15 protein-coding genes and 1 pseudogene are annotated in these 19,489 nt (G+C 58.6%); 9 read left to right on the forward strand and 7 right to left on the reverse strand.

Features of this window, described 5'->3' with window-relative positions:
- The coding region (locus HKN37_09480) for a winged helix-turn-helix domain-containing protein (protein ID NNE46876.1) at positions 1-180 on the forward strand (180 nt) is incomplete at its 5' end.
- Positions 181-182: 2 nt separating this feature from the next.
- Positions 183-1,697: a HAMP domain-containing histidine kinase gene (locus HKN37_09485; GenBank protein NNE46877.1), complete on the forward strand. Its 1,515-nt coding sequence runs from the start codon at positions 183-185 to the stop codon at positions 1,695-1,697.
- 67 nt (positions 1,698-1,764) lie between these two features.
- On the opposite strand, the gene HKN37_09490 is transcribed toward HKN37_09485, so the two are convergent.
- The 3 genes from HKN37_09490 to HKN37_09500 all read right to left on the reverse strand — a co-directional run bounded on the left by HKN37_09490 (position 1,765) and on the right by HKN37_09500 (position 4,703).
- Positions 1,765-2,202: an Hsp20/alpha crystallin family protein gene (locus tag HKN37_09490; protein NNE46878.1), complete on the reverse strand. Its 438-nt coding sequence runs from the start codon at positions 2,200-2,202 to the stop codon at positions 1,765-1,767.
- Positions 2,203-2,432: 230 nt separating this feature from the next.
- Positions 2,433-3,716, reverse strand: a complete 1,284-nt coding sequence (gene fahA, locus HKN37_09495) for a fumarylacetoacetase (GenBank protein ID NNE46879.1) — start codon at positions 3,714-3,716, stop codon at positions 2,433-2,435.
- A gap of 12 nt (positions 3,717-3,728) precedes the next feature.
- A complete protein-coding gene (locus HKN37_09500) occupies positions 3,729-4,703 on the reverse strand; it encodes a hypothetical protein (GenBank protein ID NNE46880.1) in 975 nt (324 codons plus the stop codon).
- A 249-nt stretch (positions 4,704-4,952) separates the two neighbouring features.
- Between HKN37_09500 and HKN37_09505 the strand changes: the two genes are divergently transcribed.
- Together HKN37_09505 and HKN37_09510 are read left to right on the forward strand one after the other, a co-directional pair.
- Complete coding sequence (locus tag HKN37_09505; protein NNE46881.1) at positions 4,953-6,146, forward strand: tetratricopeptide repeat protein; 1,194 nt, start codon at positions 4,953-4,955, stop codon at positions 6,144-6,146.
- Between the two features lie 126 nt (positions 6,147-6,272).
- Positions 6,273-7,439, forward strand: coding sequence for a cystathionine gamma-synthase (locus tag HKN37_09510; protein ID NNE46882.1), 1,167 nt, complete (start codon positions 6,273-6,275; stop codon positions 7,437-7,439).
- 36 nt (positions 7,440-7,475) lie between these two features.
- On the opposite strand, the gene HKN37_09515 is transcribed toward HKN37_09510, so the two are convergent.
- The 4 genes from HKN37_09515 to alr all read right to left on the reverse strand — a co-directional run bounded on the left by HKN37_09515 (position 7,476) and on the right by alr (position 13,308).
- Complete coding sequence (locus HKN37_09515) at positions 7,476-9,491, reverse strand: tungsten formylmethanofuran dehydrogenase (protein ID NNE46883.1); 2,016 nt, start codon at positions 9,489-9,491, stop codon at positions 7,476-7,478.
- 285 nt (positions 9,492-9,776) lie between these two features.
- Positions 9,777-11,168, reverse strand: coding sequence for a HAMP domain-containing protein (locus HKN37_09520; protein NNE46884.1), 1,392 nt, complete (start codon positions 11,166-11,168; stop codon positions 9,777-9,779).
- Positions 11,169-11,282: 114 nt separating this feature from the next.
- Positions 11,283-11,993: a response regulator transcription factor gene (locus HKN37_09525; protein NNE46885.1), complete on the reverse strand. Its 711-nt coding sequence runs from the start codon at positions 11,991-11,993 to the stop codon at positions 11,283-11,285.
- Positions 11,994-12,156: 163 nt separating this feature from the next.
- The gene (gene alr, locus HKN37_09530; protein NNE46886.1) at positions 12,157-13,308 is read right to left on the reverse strand and encodes an alanine racemase; all 1,152 of its coding nucleotides are present in this window, start codon (positions 13,306-13,308) and stop codon (positions 12,157-12,159) included.
- A gap of 436 nt (positions 13,309-13,744) precedes the next feature.
- On the opposite strand from alr, the gene HKN37_09535 reads away from it, so the two are divergent.
- The 5 genes and pseudogenes from HKN37_09535 to HKN37_09555 form a co-directional block, all read left to right on the forward strand.
- A complete protein-coding gene (locus HKN37_09535) occupies positions 13,745-15,037 on the forward strand; it encodes a dihydroorotase (protein NNE46887.1) in 1,293 nt (430 codons plus the stop codon).
- Positions 15,038-15,062: 25 nt separating this feature from the next.
- Positions 15,063-16,292, forward strand: a pseudogene (locus HKN37_09540) (D-alanine--D-alanine ligase).
- Positions 16,293-16,450: 158 nt separating this feature from the next.
- The gene (locus HKN37_09545; protein NNE46888.1) at positions 16,451-17,524 is read left to right on the forward strand and encodes a bifunctional oligoribonuclease/PAP phosphatase NrnA; all 1,074 of its coding nucleotides are present in this window, start codon (positions 16,451-16,453) and stop codon (positions 17,522-17,524) included.
- The gene (locus tag HKN37_09550) at positions 17,525-19,018 is read left to right on the forward strand and encodes a leucyl aminopeptidase (protein ID NNE46889.1); all 1,494 of its coding nucleotides are present in this window, start codon (positions 17,525-17,527) and stop codon (positions 19,016-19,018) included.
- A 7-nt stretch (positions 19,019-19,025) separates the two neighbouring features.
- Positions 19,026-19,489 (forward strand): 4-hydroxythreonine-4-phosphate dehydrogenase PdxA (locus tag HKN37_09555; GenBank protein ID NNE46890.1); only part of this gene is annotated, 464 nt, incomplete at its 3' end.

The following is a 19,489-nucleotide window of genomic DNA, read 5'->3' on the forward strand; positions in this document are numbered from 1 at the left end:
CGCCCGTTCACACGAATGCAACTGCTGGATCGAGTATGGGACATTCAGTACGAGGGCTACGATCGCACCGTCGACTCGCACGTTCAGCGGCTGCGATCCAAGATAGAGCCGGACCCGGGAAACCCCATATTCATTCGGACCGTCTGGGGCGTGGGATATAAGTTTCAGGAAGAAGAGTAGCGGTGGCAGCTTCGCACCAGAACGAATCCGGCACACGATGGTGGCGCAAAACCGTCTTCTGGAAGGTGGCTGCGTTTCTTGTTGGCGTGCAAGTACTTATAGGTGTTCTGGCTGTAGGGCTGAGTGCCTATTTTGCCTACGAAGAGAGTCTTGACCTGGTAGAGAACAGCCTCCGCCTGCGAGTCGACGGTCTTGCAGAGGAAATCGAACGACGCGTACCTGACCTGACTTCCGGCCCCACCTCTCTGCCTCTTCCGCTCGCGAACGATCTCGCCACGCGGTTTCCCGATCCCATCGTACTGGTGGACCAGGAAGGAAACGTCATCCGCACGATTCGACCCGACCCGCGGGTGTTCGGCGGCGGCGAGACTTCTGGCGACGCACCGCTTCCTGCGGATCTCGCGACGAAGCTCGAGTCCGGCGATGTGGTGATACAGATCAGTCCGTCGAATGGCAATTCCTACGGGGTGGCTCCGCTGTTCGATGCAGCCGGGTTTCGGGTCGGTGGAGTGGTCGTCATTCCTCTCGACCGTTCGGTAGACCGCGAACTCGAAGAGACCGTCAGTGCACTCCGGCGCGCCGCGCTTGCGGTAGCGCTATTGGCCGGACTGGTCGCCATCATGATAGGGGGAGTTCTGACGTGGGCGATCATCCGCCCCATCCGACTCATGACGTCGAGTGTCGAGCGGATCGGGCTGGGGAATTATGCAGAACGTCTCGATAGCGCGCGTGACGACGAGTTCGGCCGGCTGTCGCAGTCGATCAACATGATGGCTGAAAAGGTCGAAGAGAGCTTCAACTCACTCGTCGCTACCGATCGCCTTCGACGAGATCTCGTGGCCAACATCGGTCATGACTTGCGGACGCCACTGGGTGGCATCCTGGGTCATATTGAAGAGGCGCGTCGTCACCTGCAGTCGGGCGATGTCGACGCTAGTCGCACATCTCTGGACTCAGCCGACCGGCAGGTCGGATATGTCACGCGTCTCGTTGAAGATCTGTTCGAGCTGTCGCTCCTGGATAGTGACGTGCCACCGTTACGACTCGAGCCGGTCCCGATGGGCGAGCTCGTTCAGCAAGCCGCAGACGGGCAGCGCGGCCTGTTCGCGATTGACGACACGCACTTCGAGGTCGAGATTCAGCCAGGGTTGCCGGTGGTAGACGCGGACGGGACGAGGTTATTGAGGTTGTTACAGAACCTGCTCGATAATGCGAGAAAACATGCCGCGGCAGGCGGGCTCGTCTCGATGACGGCCCGATTTCAGGATCATGCCGTGGAGGTGTCGGTCACCGACGACGGATCCGGAATAGCCAGCGACGCGATAGAGCATCTCTTCGATCGATACTATCAGGGAAACACGGCGAGAACGCGAACGGGAGAGGGTACGGGTCTTGGGCTCGCGATCAGTCGCGCCATCGCAGAAGCGCACGGCGGGAAGCTCACGGTGTTCAGCGAGACCGGATCGGGTACGACATTCCGTTTCATCCTACCGATCGACCGCAGGGCGGAAGTCTGACGCGCCCACACAAAAAGAGCCCGGCAGATTGGTCTCCGCCGGGCTCCGTTCGAGATCGCGATTTCCGTCACTTGATCGTAACTGACTTCGGCTTGCTTTCTTCTGCCTTCGGAATCCTGATCGAGAGGACGCCGTCTTCATACGTCGCTTCGATCTTCGAGGAGTCGACGGTCTTCGGCAGATCAAACGATCGATAGAACCGACCGAACCGTCGCTCGACCCGGACGAAGTTGGCGTCTTCGCCGACCGTCTGCTCGTTGCGGGTACCGCTGACAGTAACCGAGCCGTCCTGGAAATTCACCTCGAGATCTTCCTTCTTCATGCCCGGCACATCGAGATGAACCAGGTACGCGTTCTCGGATTCCGCGAGGTCCACACGTGGCGTCCACACGGCTTGCTCGGAATCGCCGTTCGCTTTCGGTAGGAAGCTGTCGAACATCCTGTCGATTTCGCGCTGCAGCGAACGGACCTCAGTGGTGGGGGAGAAACGAATAAGGCTTGTCATGTCTTTATCCTCCATAATTGGGTTCAGTTTGTAGCCGGAGTTTCGCGCTCTTTTCGGCCGAATCTCTAGTGGAGGATGATCAATCGATGTGCCAATCCGCTTTCTGTGCCAGATCGTCCGCGCCCGGGCGGGGACGCGTGCAGAAGTGGCGGTCCGCTCCGCATATTTGACACGGCGTGTGACGATCTTGTCGGTCGGGACGTACCCGACACGTCAGTATGACGTAGAGTCTACTCGTCCGTTGCAGCCGGGAGAACCTTGCCTTCGGCCTTGCCGAAGCCGATGCGGTAGCCCTCTCCCCGGGCCCAACCCGTCATGATAACGGAGTCGCCATCCTGAATGAACGTTCGCGTCTGGCCGTCCGAGAGGGTGAGCGGCTTGCTTCCTCTCCAGGTGCGTTCCAGCAGACTTCCAAAACTCTCTTCCGTCGGTCCGCTTATGGTGCCCGACCCCATGAGATCCCCCGGTCGTGTGTTGCAGCCGTTCACGGTATGATGGGCGAGCTGCTGAACGATGTCCCAGTACAGATAGCGGGAGTTGGAGCGTGTAACGACCATCGATTGTCCGTCAGCCGCCTGCAGGGTCACCTCGAGGTCGACGTCGTAGGCGTACCGGCCTGGCGATTGCAGGTAGGGCAGTGGCACCGGGTCTTGCACAGGCCCTTCCCGACGAAAGGGCTCCAGCGCCTCAAGCGTGACAACCCAGGGCGAAATCGTTGTGCCAAAACTCTTTCCGAGAAACGGTCCCAGCGGTACGTACTCCCACTTCTGGATATCGCGGGCGCTCCAGTCGTTGATGATCACCATGCCGAAGATGTGATCTGATGCGCGTGCTACAGGGATCTGCGTTCCGAGCGGATTCCCGGTACCAACGAAGAAACCCATCTCCAGCTCGTAGTCGAGCAACCGCGATGGACCGTACGTCGGAGGGCCGTCGTCGGGCTTGAGTTGCCCTCGCGGACGCACGATATCCGTACCACTGACGACCACGCTGCTTGCCCTACCGTGGTAACCGACGGGCAGGTGCAGCCAGTTCGGTTGAAGAGCATTCTCCTTCCCGCGAAACATGGTTCCGACATTGGTGGCGTGTTCTCGAGACGAATAGAAGTCCGTGTAGTCCCCGATCTCGACGGGCAACTCCATCGTCACTTCGTCCTGAGGGACCAGCACTTTTTCCTGCAACGTCGCGTCGTCGCGCAGTGTGGGATTTGCGCTGTCCAGCAGATCCATCAACTGAGCCCGGATCTCTGCCCATCGGTTCTTTCCCAGTGACATGAATCGGTTAAGTGAGTGTGTTTGAAAGGGAGACGTCGCCTTGACGAGGTCACCTGCCAGGAGGTCCGACTGTTCTGCAAGGCTGCAGTCAAACACGTAGTCGCCGATCGCGACACCGATGTGACGTTCCGAATCTCCCAACCGTCGGAAAACGCCATACGGAAGATTCTGAATGGGGAAGTGCGAGTCTTTCTCCACCTCTACGAACGATGATCTTTCGGCAAGCGGCTTGTCGGGCATGGGTGGTTGATGTTAAGGTGTGAGTCGTACGAGTCCGAGACCAAGCAGGTCATTCCTGGGGTCATCGAAGCTGCAGCTGCCAAATGAAACGGCCAGTTTATCCCGTGTCTGCTTGATATCCTCAATCGAGACATTATGCCCTTTGAAGAGCAGTCCGTCGCCTGCCGAATCTATTTCCGGTGGGCTTGATGTTACGAGCAGTTCGGTCAGTCGATCCGGGCTGAGGTTGTGCCGGGACGCGACAATTGCTCCAACGAACACATTCAGAAAACCGTGCATGTCGGTGCCGACGTCTGCGCTGAAGTGGTAGAGCGGATGATGCAGTCCTGCCGTGGCCTTGAACGGCACATGATGATCACGACACTCGCAGACGAACCGTGCCACGTCCCGCGCGGCGGGCACAGCGTCCGGGGTTACGCCACCGGTTCTGATCTTCAGGCCAAGGTGCAGGTCACCGTGTCGTTGACGGAGATCAGATACGACCTGCGCCGACGTGCGCGGGTCTCTGGCGGCCGGGACGAGCTCAACAAAATACTCGGCCGTATTTCTATCAAGTGCGCCGTCGACGAGGTGCTCCAGGTTGCGCTCGAGGGAGGCTTTTGTTTCAGCAACAGCCGCCGGGAGTTTCAGCTCAAAGGTGTCGGCTGTGGCTAGTCCAGCCATACTCCGGTTGAACGCGTCTGCCGTCTGTAGCGTGCCGGTGCAGTCAGAGCGCCATGCGGCTTCGGTCGTGGCAGGCGGGCCAAGAACAGAAATGCGAACGCCTCCGCACGATTCAAAAAGATATGCGTACTTCGTCAGATCGGGAAGCCGGCTTACCGGACACACGAACGACCGCAGCATCCACCGGTCGATCCCGGTGAGGTATTGTCCGAAGTAGCGGACAGACGTGTCGAAATCCAGGCTTGCCGGCGGAAAAAGACCGGCGTAGTCGATCAACCGGTCGAGCAGGGCCCTGACCGGTTCGGAGGTGGGTTCGACTTGCATATATCTGGATTTCCTGGACATTACGGGCGCAAGATAGGATGCCGAGAGCCGTTCCACGTGCTCGTTTCGGGCTACTTGAGGCGGGTCTCGAACTCTTGGCGAAATATTTGAAACAAGTGAATGGTGGTCTTACTTTCAATTGACTGTGGCTTTTCCGGGCATGCAAGGCGACTGAAGCATAGTCTTGCTGCACCTGTCTAGCAATTCTGAGTTTGAACGACATAGAGACATAGAAACGAGGCGGAAAACATGAAGAGGATGCCATTCGTGCTCGCGCTGCTTGTTGGCTTTGTGATGCTGGCAGGCGCCGACGGCTGTTCCAGCGATCCAAACGTAGAGGGTGCGAAGCTGGACCTGAGAAACAAGGACTACGATCGAGCGCTTGAGAATCTGGAAACGGCGATTGCAAGCAACCCGGACAATGCGGAAGCCCACAAGCTGAAGGGAGACGTGTTGCAGGAGAAGGCTGCGATAGTGACCGATATCGCGGAGCATTCGAGTATGGTTGATCAGATGATCACGGCGTACGGGCGTGCAACCGAGCTTGGACTGGACGTTTCGAGAGAAATGGCCCTCGCGTACTACAAGGAGTTCGATCTGGGTGGCAAGGCCTTCAATCGCGGGCGCGACAACAAGGACGCCTACGTTGATGCAGCCGGCTTCTTCCGCAATGCGACGAAGATCTACCCGGACTCATCTGGTCCGTATGTCAATATGGCCTATTCGCTGATCAACTCGGGCAACCTGACGGAGGCGGTTGCTCCGTTCGAGAAGGCAGTTCAGATGGGTGACAAGGACGCACAGACCTATGTGTTTCTTGCCGACCTCTACAACCAGTCCGATCGTTCGAACGACGCGGTAGCGCTCCTGGAAAAGGCTTCCGCGATGTTTCCCGACAACACCGACATTCAGGCGCAGCTGCTGAACGCCTTCCAGGCAAGCGGCCAGATCGATCGGGCGATGGCGAAGTACGAGGAGCAGATCGCGAGCGACCCCGACAACAAGCTGTATCGATACAACTACGGATCGTTGCTGCTTCAAGCGGAAGACTTCGGCAAGGCCATTGAGAATCTGACACGAGCCGTGGAACTCGATCCCGAATACGGAAACGCGTTCTACAACCTCGGTGCCGCCTACGTCAACCAGGCCGTCGAGTATTCGGAGGAAATCAATAGCATCGACGACGAGCTGAGAAGCAATCGCGACAACATGTCGGCTGCGGACATCAGCGCAAAAGAAGCTCGCATGGAAGAACTTGCCGAGACGCGCCGCGTCAGTTTCGCGGAGGCCATCGGACCGCTCGAGCGAGCCAAGGAGTTGACAGAAGCGAAGGGCGAGGATCTGACGGCCATCTGCATGGCACTTTTCTCCGCCTATGTGCAGACGGATCAGGAGGACATGGCGAAGTCGGTTCAGTCCTGCGCAGGCTACGAGGATATGTAATTCGTTTTACTTATCACGCGATGAGCCCGGATTTCAGGTTGGAATCCGGGCTCTTCAGTTTAGCGGTCCTGGACGGGGAAGGCGCACCCGTCAACCATTCAAATAAACGCCCGGAACGACACTGACATGAACAAAAGCGACGCGAAATTTGGGTTCGGTACTCTTGCGATTCACGCCGGCCAGCGGCCGGATCCGGCAACCGGCGCGATCATGACGCCGATCTTCCAGAGTTCGACCTACGTTCAGTCTGCGCCCGCCGAGCATCTGGGGTACGAATATGCGCGGGTGAGCAATCCCACGCGAACGGCCCTCGAAGGGAATCTCGCGGCGCTCGAAAACGCCCGCCACGGAATCTGTTTTGCGTCGGGAGTCGCCGGTATGGACGCCATTGTCAAGTGCCTTCGACCGGGCGATCGCGTGGTCGGCAGCAACGACATGTACGGTGGTACGTTTCGGCTCTTCAGAGAAGTATTCGCACCGTTCGGGCTGCACTTCGACTTCGTTGACATGACGTCTCTTGAGAATGTCGAGGCAGCTCTCAAGCCGGACGTTCGCATGCTGTGGATCGAGACGCCAACGAATCCGCTAATGCGAATTGTCGACTTGGAGGCGATCTGCAGTCTGGCGAAAGATCGAGGCATTGACACGGCTGTCGATAACACGTTTGCGTCTCCCTATCTCCAACGACCTATCGACCTGGGCGCCGACCTGGTGTTGCACTCGACTACCAAGTATCTGGGTGGCCACTCTGATGTCATCGGGGGCGTCGTCTGCACGAACCGTGACGACTGGGAGGAGAGGCTAAGATTCCACATCAAGTCGTGTGGAGCGGTGCCGGGTCCCATGGATTGCTTTCTGACTCTTCGCGGCACGAAGACCCTCCATCTTCGCATGGAGCGACACTGCTCAAACGCTCATCGCATTGCGACCTACCTGGTCGATCATCCTCGCGTGGCCGATGTTCTGTACCCGGGCTTGCCGGATCATCCTGGTCATGCTATCGCAAAGCGCCAGATGAGCGACTTCGGCGGCATGCTCTCTTTTACCCTGAAGGACGACAGCATCGCTGCGGTGCGCAGGCTCCTGTCCGCAACGCGCGTATTCTCACTGGCGGAGAGCCTGGGCGGTGTTGAAAGCCTGATTGAACACCCGGCATCCATGACGCACGCGTCTGTGCCCGCCGAGGAGCGTCGCGCGGTAGGGCTGAGCGACTCCCTGATTCGTGCGTCCGTCGGGGTGGAGGATGTAGAGGACCTGCTGGGAGACCTGGATCAGGCCCTGGACGCTGTATAGGCGCCTGGCCTGATACGTACCGGCGGGCGACAGCTCCTAGTACGTCAGAAGATCCCGCATAGCGTTCAGAACGTCGTCATCCTGAGGGAGGACGGCTCGCTCAAGCGGATCCGCGAACGGTATCCAGCTAAACGCGCCCGCGAGTCTCTTCACTGGTGCGTCGAGCACATCGAATGCTTTGTCGGCGATTTGCGAGACGATCTCGGCACCAAACCCTGCGAATTCGTGGTCCTCGTACACAACCAGTGCGCGGCTGGTCTTTCGGACCGACGCGAGAATGGCGTCCGAGTCCAGTGGAACCATCGTTCGGATGTCGATGACCTCAACCGAATACCCTTCCTTCTCGAGAAGCTTCGCGGCGTTGACAGACTTGTGTAGCATCATGCCATATGAAACCACGGTCAGATCCGTCCCTTCCCTGACGATCGCGGCCTTTCCGAACGGGAGGAGGTACTCCGGATGCGGTTCTGCAGTCCGAGCGGCGGCTGCGCGATACAGCGCCTTGTGCTCGAGGAACAGCACGGGATCACGCCCGCGAATCGCTGCCTTCAGCAAGCCCTTTGCGTCGGCTGCGTTCGACGGCATTGCTACCTTGAAGCCTGGTGTGTGTCCAAAGAACGCCTCGATGTTCTGCGAGTGGCACAGACCGCCGTGGATGTACCCTCCGCACGGAACGCGGATCACCATCGGGCACTCCCAGTCTCCGTTGGAGCGGTAACGAAACGGACCGACCTGATTGCGCAGCTGTTGCATGGCCGGCCAGATGTAGTCGGCAAACTGAATCTCGATGACGGGTGTGTGGCCCGACGCTGCCAGTCCTACGGCCGTCCCGACGATGGAAGCTTCCGCAAGCGGTGAGTTAAAGCACCGATCGTCGCCGAATCGCTGTGTCAGATTCCGGGTGGCGGTGAACACGCCTCCCTTGTTGCCGGCCACATCTTCGCCATACACGATGACTTTCTCGTCGCGCTCCATCTCTTCAACGAGCGCGTGGTTGATGGCATCCACCATGACCGTCGGCTCGCCCGCCCAATTCTCGTCGGTGGTCTCGAAGTCGAGATCCAGAGTCCCCTCGAAAAACACGTGCTGCGTTGCCGTCTCAGGCGCAGGGTCTGGTTGTGCTTCGGCCCATCTGGTATCCGCGTCGATCTGAACGGAGACCTCCTTGCGCAGGTCCAGAATCTTCTCTTCCGTAAGTATGCCCGCCTCCGTGAGATGCATTTCCATACGGGCTATCGGATCGACACCCCAATCCCGTTCGAGCTCCTCCTCGCTGCGGTACTTCGTTTGATCGTCGGACGACGAATGTGGCAGAAGGCGGACTACGTCGGCGACGAGGCAGAAAGGGCCGTTCCCAGTCCGAATATGTTGAATCGCGGCCTGTGCGACGCTGGCTGTCTTGAAGAAATCCGTGCCATCGACGCGTGCCCGCGCCATCCCCTCGTACCCTCGGGCCAACTTGTATGCGGTGCCGCCGGCCGTCTGGTCGTGTGACGGGACAGAGATTGCGTACTTGTTGTCCTGAACGAAGAAGAGCACCGGCGCTTTTAGTCGCGCAGCCCAGTTAAGGGCTTCGTGAAAGTCACCCTGGGATGTCGCTCCATCTCCGCACGAGCAGTAGACGAACGCGTCAGTTTGACTTCGCAGGATTGACATGCCAAAACCCAGCGCCGGCAGGAATTGTGCTCCGACCGACGACGACGTGGTCATGACATGCTTTTCTCTCGACCCGAAGTGCTCGGCCATCTGTCGACCGCCGGAGTTTGGATCGTCCGCCTTTGCGAGATGCGCGAGCAGCGTTTCTCTCGATGTCATGCCAAGGGATAACGCGGTGCACAGATCTCTGTAGTATGTGCTGAACCAGTCGTATCCCGGTCGGGCGTACAGTGCGACAGCAGCCTGGGCAGCCTCGTGACCTGAACTACCGATGTGAAAGAAGCCCTTGCCCTGTTTGAGGAGTGTAAGCATCTTCTGATCCAGACGCCGGGACGTCAACATCGTGCGATAGACGCTCACGAGTTGGTCGGCCTCAAAATCGCGGGCCGACAGCATGTTTACCGGGATGTCGCTCTCGTACCCCGGATCCGACGTCTCTCCGTTGCCGTTGCCGCCGCCGTTCGTGCTGACAACGTCCTGTCGTTCGTAGTCTGGCCGGGTCGATTGGTTGTGAGAATCAGACATAGACACCAGAATTGGACACTTGCTCCACTGCGGCTCGATGGAGCTCGTAAGAATCGGAACCGTGGGGCGAACCAGGTTCCCGATCAGGTGAGTATCGGCTATCGAACGCGCAGTCCAAACCGCTTTAACGACTCAACACGGCAAAATGTTTGGCGTCTAGGGTTCGACGTAGTCGGCAGCGGCAGAGTAGGGCAATTCGAACCAGAAGCGCGATCCGCGGCCCTGCGTACTCTCGACGTGAATCTGCTGTCCGTGCGCCTGGAGGATCTGTTTGACAATACTCAGGCCGAGGCCGGTGCCGCCGCTTCTCCTCGATCGGTCGGGATCGACACGGTAGAATCGCTCAAATACGCGCTCCAGGTGCTCCTCGTCTATTCCGCGACCTGTGTCGATCACTTCCACTCGCACCTTGTCCTTTCTCCGTGCAACGCGGCATCGAATCGAACCCTCGTCCGAATACGCGATGGCGTTCTCGACAAGGTTGATTACCACCTGTCGCATCCGATTTCTGTCCGCATGCACGAGAAGGGTCGGGTTATCGACCTCCAGGCTCAACCCTTTGTCTTTGAGTTTGGCGCGGAGGGATTCGCCCACCTCGAGTACCAGTTCCGACATGTCGAAAATGTCCGGCGAAATCAGGTCCTCCCGATATTCAAGGCGCGCGATCTCGATCAGGTCGTTGAACAGATTTGAAAGTCGCTGCAGGTTCGACAACGCCTTTTCGCCATACAGGGAACGGTGTTCATCGGTTAGACCGGGGGACGAGAGGGCCTCAACGTAGCCCCCAACGGCGAAGATCGGATTCCGCACCTCGTGCGACACATTACCGATAAACTCATTCTGCACGGCTGCCATGCGTTGCAGGTTGACGATTTTCTCCCGAAAGCTGTCGGACATCCGGTTCAGACTGTCCTCGAGATCGATGAATTCAGATGCGCGTGAATGCACCTGAATCTGTCGATCGAGATCGCCTTCGGCGATTCGGCGGGCGCTGTTGCGGATCTCTGTAAGAGGGATCGTGACGCGCTGGGCCGCCAGCCAACTACCGAGTACGGCGAGCACCAGCGCCAGCACCATTCCGACGACGAGCGCCGCCTTGATCCGGTTGACAAGCGCCAGCAGGCGCGGCTCGCCCTGCCCGACGCGAACGGTTAGATCCGACTCAGCGCGGCGCACGCTCATGTAGTGAACGAGGGACCCAGCGTCAGACTTGAGTTGCTCGATTTCGCGCTGCCCCGGTTGGAGTTCGGTCGGCAAACCGACCTGCGCAGCTATGGTGCTGTTTGACGGCGAGAGCCGCATTTCCTCGACGACAAGTTCGCTTCCACGAACTACCGTGATATGCATCTCTCCGATCTGGGCAAAATCACGGGCCACGATGGTGAGTTCAGCTGCGGGTGTGTCATCCAACAGGACGGCGACCCGCTCGGCTTGCTCTCGAATGGTGCGGTCCAGGACGCTGTCGATGTCGCCCTGAAGAACGAACGCCAGGTACAGCCAGATCGCGGCGGCCGCGACGCCCACGAACACGACGAACGTGAGCATCATCAGAAGTTGCGTGGATGCCCTGGGGAGTAGCAACCACGCTCGACCGCGAATCGACGAGCGCCAGGGTAGCCGCATGGAGAACTTAGGGTACCGGAATCAGGCTTTTACCGCGACCTACGACTCGGCGCTGGCCTCTCGAACGAAACGGTACCCGACTCCACGAACGGTCTGAATGTGCTCGGCAAATGGCCCGAGCTTTTCGCGAAGGTTTTTGATATGTGCATCGACGGTTCGCTCGGTCACCATCATGGCATCCTTCCAGATGGTCTCCAGGAGCTGCTGGCGGGTGAACGCCTTGCGTGGATGCCGAACGAGATACCGAAGAAGCTCAAACTCCGTCAATGTGAGTCCGAGGTCCTTGTCAGCAAGGCTCGCCCGGTATTCGTCCTCATAGATCGTAAGGCCGTCGACTTGCAGCGTCCGGCTCTCTTCAACTCCGCTGCGCCGCAGGATAGCCTTCACGTTTGCAAGGATCACCGACGGAGATACCGGCTTCGTGAGGTACGCGTCGCCACCGAGCATGAGACCCTTGATCTGATCCTCTTCTTCGACTTTGGCGCTCAGGAAAATGATCGGAATCGTCTCCGTTTCGACTCGGGAACGCAGCCGACGACATACTTCATAGCCATCAAGGCCGGGGAGCATGATATCGAGAACAATGAGGTCGATGTCCGGCGTGGCCTTCTGAAGCGCTTCCTCGCCATCGAACGCCTTGTGGACAGTGAAGCCTTCCTGAGAAAGGAAATGACCAACGACTTCGGCAACATCCTCTTCGTCATCTACGACGAGAATGTTGATATCGGAAGGTTCGGATGTAACGGCCATTCTTGAGACTCGGAAATGATAGTGGTGACGTGGCGCCGAATTGCGATTCGGCGAGTTGAATATCAAATATAACGTGTCCGAACGGCATCTTCATACAAATTGTGAGATAGATGCACGAGATCAAAGACGGTGGATCCTGCGGCGGATTCCGAGTGCGCCGGCGCTAGTCCTTATGCACGCGGCGAACCCTGCGGGAGACGTTGGTGCACACCTCGTACACGATCGTGTCGGCCCATTGGGCCACCTCATACGCACTGGGTCCACCGTCGCCGAACATGATGGCGGCATCGCCTTCCTGCACCACGATCGATCCTGGCTCGCCGAGGTTGACCATGGTCAGGTCCATGCACACGGTTCCAACCACCGGAAATCGCTTGCCATGAATGCCGATCTCTGCCTTGTTCGAGAGTGCTCTGAAATAGCCGTCGGCATATCCGCACGATATCGTGGCAATCTGCGTTCGTCTTTTCGCCGTCCACTTAAGGTTGTAGGATACACCCTCTCCGGCTTCAATCACTCTTGTCTGAGCCACGCGCGAAACCATCCGCATCGCCGGCTTAAGGCCAATGTCGCTTGCCGCACGCGCATCGTGAAGGTATCCATACAGGCTGATCCCGATCCGAATGAGGTTGCTTTCACCTGACGACCCGACGTCCCGATGGTAATGAACGGCATTGCTCGCGCGCACGTGGACGTAATCGAACCTGTCTCCGAACGTCTGAATGATGCCACGGAGGACGTCATACTGCTTCGCAGTGAATGAACTTTCCGGATCGTCGGCCGACGCAAAATGCGTCCACAGTCCGGCAAGTCGTATTCCGGGGGCAGACTCGAGCGTCGAGATGGTCTCGGCGACGTCTTCGGGCCTCATGCCCAGCCGGTGCATCCCGGTGTCGACCTTGAGGTGGACCGATAATTCGCGCGTGCGCCCGGCGAAGTCGGCGACCGTACGAGCCCATTCCGGAGAATGGATGAGGATGTCCAGCCGCATGTCTGCCAGCACGGGCAGGTCCTGCTTGCGTGGAACGCCCATCACGAGAATGGGTCTCTCCAGGCCGGCAAGACGAAGCTCTACGGCCTCCTGCACCTGGGCCACGGCAAGGAATTCCACACCGTGCGATTCAAGCGCCCGGGCAACGCGGATCGCCCCGTGTCCGTATGCATTGGCCTTCACCACAGCCATCACCGGTCCGCCGCCGGCGTGACGGCGCATCACATCGAGGTTGTTCCGGATGCGGCTGAGGTCAACCTCAACACGATTTGGAAACAGGTCCTGTGGCAACGAATTCGGCTCGAGATTGCCAGCGTCGTCCAAAGTATCTTCGAATTTGAGGGTGTGGATGCGTAAGATTCGTGTCAGGTCGCTCGGTGAGATGGAGTCAGAGACGAACAATATGCGACAAGTATCTTTCGTTCGATCAATCGCCTTTGTCGTTCGTGTCTCTAAAATACACGCTTGTCCGCAGTTACAGAAAAACTGCTGGTCGACGTGCGAGCCCGGGCTGCTGCTGCAGGGGGCGATCGCAGCCTGCCAGGAGTCTATCACACGAATCGGCCCAGCGACATGGCTTCACACCTGGCGAATGGTCACAGCCTGCTTGAAACGGATTTGCGCGGCCGTACTCGGCCGGGTCTTGCCCACGGAATTCATAGAGAACAATCGGATGTCGGCCACGGGCGACGACAGTGTCTCATTAGATTTGCCTGTCAGTGGCGCGTGTTGCGAACGATTTATGTAGGAGGATGAAGCGATGACCGAGGCTCCGGACCTCTTGCTCAGAGGGGGCTCAGTTATTGATCCAGTGTCTGGCGAACGCAAGGACGCCGATGTAGAGATCCGCGGTGGAAAAATCACGACGATTGGTCGGGATCTGGATCCGAATGGAAGTCCCACATACGATTGCACAGACAAACTGATTTCACCTGGCTGGATGGACATGCATGTCCATCTTCGCGAACCGGGTTTTGAGTACAAGGAGACGATCGCGACGGGATGCGCTGCGGCGGCCTTCGGCGGCTTTACGGCCGTGGCCTGTATGCCAAATACGGAGCCTCCGATCCACACGCGCGACGTCGTCGAGTTCATCATAGAGCGTGCGGAGAACCTGGTCGTGGATGTGCACCCGATAGCCTGCGTTTCCAAGGACCGCGCGGGTAAGCAGCTGTCCGAAATGGCCGACCTTGTAGATGGAGGCGCCGTCGCCTTCAGCGATGATGGCTCTCCAGTTCAGGACTCGGGTCTGATGCGGCTCGCATTAGAGTACAGTTCTATGCTCGACAGGCCCGTCATAAACCATATGGAGGATCTAACGCTCAACCGCGACGGCCACATGAACGAAGGAGAGGTTGCGACGCGTCTGGGAGTTACCGGGATACCCGGACTGGCGGAGGAGGTCATGATTGCGCGCGACATACTGATCGCCGGATTCACGGGCGGCTCGGTGCACGTCGCGCACATCTCGACTGCGAAGGCCGTTGAACTTGTTCGCCGCGCCAAGCGCGACGGGCTGAATGTTACAGCGGAGGTATGCACGCATCATTTCTCCCTCACCGATTCGAGTGTCGAAGCGACCGAGTATTCGACGAATACCAAGATGCATCCGCCGCTGCGTACGGCCGAAGATGTTGCGGCCATGAAGGAGGGGTTGCGCGACGGGACAATCGACGCCATCTGCACCGATCATGCTCCTCATGCGTCGTTTGAAAAGGAGGTGGAGTTTGTCGCCGCTCCGTTCGGGATCATAGGTCTCGAGACCGCCTGGGGGCTTACCGTGAGAGAGCTGGTCGCCAGTGGCGTCATGTCGCTCGAAGCGGCGCTTCAGAAGATTGTCGTCGCACCGCGCCAGATCCTGCGTCTACCCGTACCGTCGGTCTCTGTGGGAGAGGCGGCGAATCTAACAGTCTTCGATGATTCGACGAGATGGCGGTTTGAGGAAAGACACATCAAATCCAAGAGTCACAACACGCCGTTTGTGGGTACAGAGCTGGTAGGCAAGGCGTGGGCCGTGTACAACCGTGGCCGTTTTGTGGAATCTGAAGTCTGAATAAGGAGATCTACGAGTTTTGGACCGAATACGTGTTGGCGTTCTTTTTGGTGGGGTGTCGCCCGAACACGAGGTGTCTGTCATCTCAGCCCACCAGGCCATCGCGGCGATGGATCGGCGGCGATTCGAACCGGTCGGAGTGTACGTAGGAAAAGACGGCGCGTGGTTTACAGGCTCCGTTGTTCTCGAACTCGATGCTTATTCGGACCTGGACGATCTGCGCGCGCGTGCGACACGAGTGCATCTTGATCCTGCTGGTGGAGGCCGGTTGGCACTCGTGCCGGTCAGGAAAGCGGGATGGTTCACGAAGCCCGGTTCGGCCGACATGATCGATGTTGTCCTTCCTGCTTTTCACGGCGGGTCGGGTGAAGATGGCGGAGTGCAAGGTCTGTGCGAGATGTTCGGAGTGCCGTACGCGGGCAGCGGCGTACTTGGATCGTCACTGGGGATGGACAAAGTGTTGTCGAAAGTCCTGAGTCGTGCTGCGGGGATTCCTGTCGTCGAGTTCATCGGTTTGCGCGAGGACGGGTGGGCCGAAAACGAGGAAGCCTGGCTTGATCGAATCGTGCGGGACATCGGGGTTCCTGCGATGGTCAAGCCCGCACGTCTTGGTTCGTCGATCGGGATCGCCATGGCACGCGACCGTGCATCCCTTGACTCCGCAATCGAGGACGCGTTCAGGTACGATTCCAAAGTGATCGTCGAACGTGCCGTGGAGCAGCTCAAGGAGATAAACTGCTCGGTGCTGGGATCTGCGGATTTCGTTCGGCTAAGTGCGCTGGAGCAACCTGTTCGCTCCAGTCCCGAGGAGCTCCTGACATTCGCCGACAAGTACCAGCGACGTGCGGGACGAGGCAAGGCCGCAGCGGGCGGCAGCAAGTCCGGCCCGGCGGGAATGGCTTCCCTGGACCGGATCATACCCGCGCCACTTCCAGCCGAGATGGAGACCGAGATCAGAGCGCTCGCCGAGAAGATTTTCAGGCTGCACGAATGCTCCGGCGTTGTTCGAATCGACTTTCTGATTGACGAAGCCTCGGACAGCGTCTACTTCAACGAGGTGAACACGATACCCGGTTCCTTTGCGTTCTATCTCTGGGAACCAGAAGGAACAACCTTTCCGGATCTGGTGACGCTTCTGATCGAGCAGGCACTCGCACGTCATAAGGACACGAAAGCCCGTGTTCGCTCATATGACGTCAACCTGCTGTCGGCCGGCTCTATCAAGGGCCTGAAGGGTGCCAAGCGATCTTCATGAGCGGAGGTCGTGATTACTTGTGCGGGTGATGCCGGGTGCCCCGCCCGGCATAGAGAGGCGGGTGACGGCCGGGCCGTGCACAGCATCAAGAGGAGGTCGTTAGTGGACCTTAGCACCCGGAATGGCGTTAGCAAGTCTTCCACCAGAATTCCTTCCGAATGGTTGATTCCACCAACGCACTGATTGATCGGTTCGACCGATTCGTGATCACGACGCACACGCGCCCGGACGGGGATGCGATCGGATCGCAATTGGCGCTGGGTCGACTGCTGACGAAGCTTGGCAAGCAGGTGTTGATGATCAACGCCGATTCGCCGGCGCGGAATCTCGAATGGCTTCCCGGAGCCGACGATCTGGTCATTTTCGACGGCGGTATCGCACAACGGGAGGAAATCATGGCGGCCGACGTGATTGCCGTTGTGGATACCAACACGGAGGATCGTCTCGGGACGCTTGGCGAGCTTGTTCGCAACGCCCCGGCGATCAAATTGCTGATCGACCACCACCCGTACGCGGAGTCGTGGTTCGACCACAAGTACGTGAGCGAGACCGCGTCATCCACCGGGCAGCTTGTATTTGAGATAATCGAGGAGAGAGAGGTCGAGCTTCTGGATGCCGAGGTCGCGACGAATCTGTACGTCGCAATCATGACGGACACCGGATCGTTTCGCTTCAGCAACATGTCGTCGTCGGTACATCGCGTGACGGCAACGCTGATTGATTCCGGTGGCCTGAGGGTGGAAGACATTCACCAGAGACTGTACGATACGCGGACGCTGGGTTCGCTTCGGTTGTTGAGCGCGTCGCTGGCAACGGCAACGCTGCGCTATGGCGGCCGCCTCGGCTACATAGTCATCTCGAAACATATGCTGCAGGAGGCCGGGGCGGATCGCGACGACACGGAAGGTCTCGTCAACTACGTCCTATCAATCGACGGCGTGGAAGTCGCGCTACTGTTCTTCGAGACTGAAGCCGGTACCAAGGTCAGCTTCCGGTCCAAGGGAACAGTCCATGTACACGACTGGGCGCGGTCGCTTGGTGGTGGCGGTCACCGCATGGCATCCGGTGCCTTTGTGCGCATGGATGTGGACCATGCCATAAAGAAGGTCATATCGTTGACCGAACGATTCGCGGGGTGGGATTCAAAGGGCGCAGATCTGGATGATCTGACCCCGGAGGACCGCTCCTACCTGTCAACTCTGATGGAAGAGAAAGCAAGGGATACTCGATAGATGAAGGTTTCTGTCACAACCATAGATCTCCACGAACTCGACGTGGATCTGATACTGCTACCCGTTACCGAGGATGATCGGGACCGAGTGGTAGAGGCTGTCGTCGGTGACGACGAGACCGGCCTGTTGGCGGTCGAAGATTTCAAGGGTGCTGAGGATGAATTGGTCACGGTCTACCTGAGCGGTTTTCAGTCCAGGCGTGTAACGTTTTTCGGACTTGGTTCTGCAGACGCCGTTTCTCTGGAATCGCTTCGCAAACTATCGGCGGCGGGCGCAGCCACTGCTTCGCGGTTCAAGGTTGACACGGTGGCGGTGGGACTTCCGGAAACGGAACTGGCTACCGAAGCGGCAAGTCAGGCGCTGGTAGAAGGTTTTGTACTGGGCTCGTATCGTTTCAGAAAGTACAAGACCGACGCCGATGATGGTCACGAGGTACAGCGACTCGTGGTTCACGCGGAATCGAATGACAAGCCAGCGCGTCGTGGAGCCGAGCGCGGGCGGATCGTTGCGGAGGCCGTTTCTACGGCACGAGATCTGGTGAACCTGTCGCCGAATGACAAGACGCCGACCCTGCTGTCAAAGGAGATCGAGAGGCTCGGCAAGAAGCACGGATTCGAGGTGTCGGTCTGGGACAAGGCGCTGATCACCGAGGAAGGAATGGGCGGGCTGCTGGCTGTCAACCTGGGTTCGATGGAACCACCTACATTCACGATCATGGAGTGGCAGCCGGAAAATGCAGTCAACGCCAAGCCGATCGTGCTGGTTGGAAAAGGCGTCGTCTTTGATACGGGAGGCCTGTCCCTGAAGCCGACGAAGGATTCGATGGACCTGATGAAGTCGGATATGGCCGGGGCTGCCGCGGTGATCGCAGCGATGGAGGCCGTTGCGAGACTTGATCTACCCGTGTACGTTATCGCGATGATCCCCGCAACGGACAACCGCCCGGGCGAGAACGCGTACGTTCCCGGTGACGTTATCAAGATGCATTCGGGATTGACGGTCGAGGTCCTTAACACCGACGCTGAGGGGCGGATGATTCTCGCGGACGCTCTGTCGTACGCCAAGACTTATAACCCGAAACTCGTCGTTGATCTGGCCACGTTAACAGGTGCGGCCGTCGTGGCGCTGGGCAGTGGCGTAGCGGCCGTAATGACGAACCAGGATGACGGCGCCCCGGCAAGAACCGACGCCATGGTTCGCGCAGGCGAGCGCAGCGGGGACCCAGTACACCCGCTTCCCATGTTCGACCACTATGCCGAGCAGCTCAAGAGCGACGTGGCCGACATGAAAAATGTTGGCGGCAGAGAGGCAGGTTCGATCACGGCCGGCAAATTTCTGGAACGCTTTACAGACTATCCCTGGATCCACGTTGATATCGCGGGACCTTCGTTCCTGAAGTCGGCTCGAGGGTATCATTCCGTTGGAGGTACCGGTTTCGGCGTCCGGTTGATCGTCGAATACCTTCGTGAGTTTGTGGCCCTGGCCCAGAAGTAGTTAAGGCGTGCTGAAGAGAAAAGAAATCAGCGCTGAACAGGCAGATCGACCACGGATCGCCGTGACGATGGGCGATTCGAACGGCATCGGGCCGGAGGTCATCATTCGCTCGCTCTCAGATGCTCGACTGGGCCGCTACATCGATGCCTTTGTAGTCGGCTCCGCAGCGGTTGTTCGGCAACACATGGACAGCCTGGGCCTCCGCGACTTCAGTCTGTCCATCCATCCCGACACCAGCGGAAGGATCACTGTTCTCGATGTGGTTCCGGATGAGAAACCGACCGTCGAGTTTGGAAAGGTCACGGCGACATCGGGCCGTCTGGCGATGCTGTCTGTCGAACGTGCCGTACGTCTCTGCCTCGGTGGTGAAGCGGACGCCATGGTGACGGCGCCGATCTCGAAGGAGGCGATTCATCTGGCTGGCTTCAGCTTTCCGGGTCACACGGAATACATCGCGAGCCTGACCGGTAC

It is taken from the genome of Rhodothermales bacterium, assembly GCA_013002345.1.
Taxonomy (GTDB): Bacteria; Bacteroidota; Rhodothermia; order Rhodothermales; family JABDKH01; genus JABDKH01.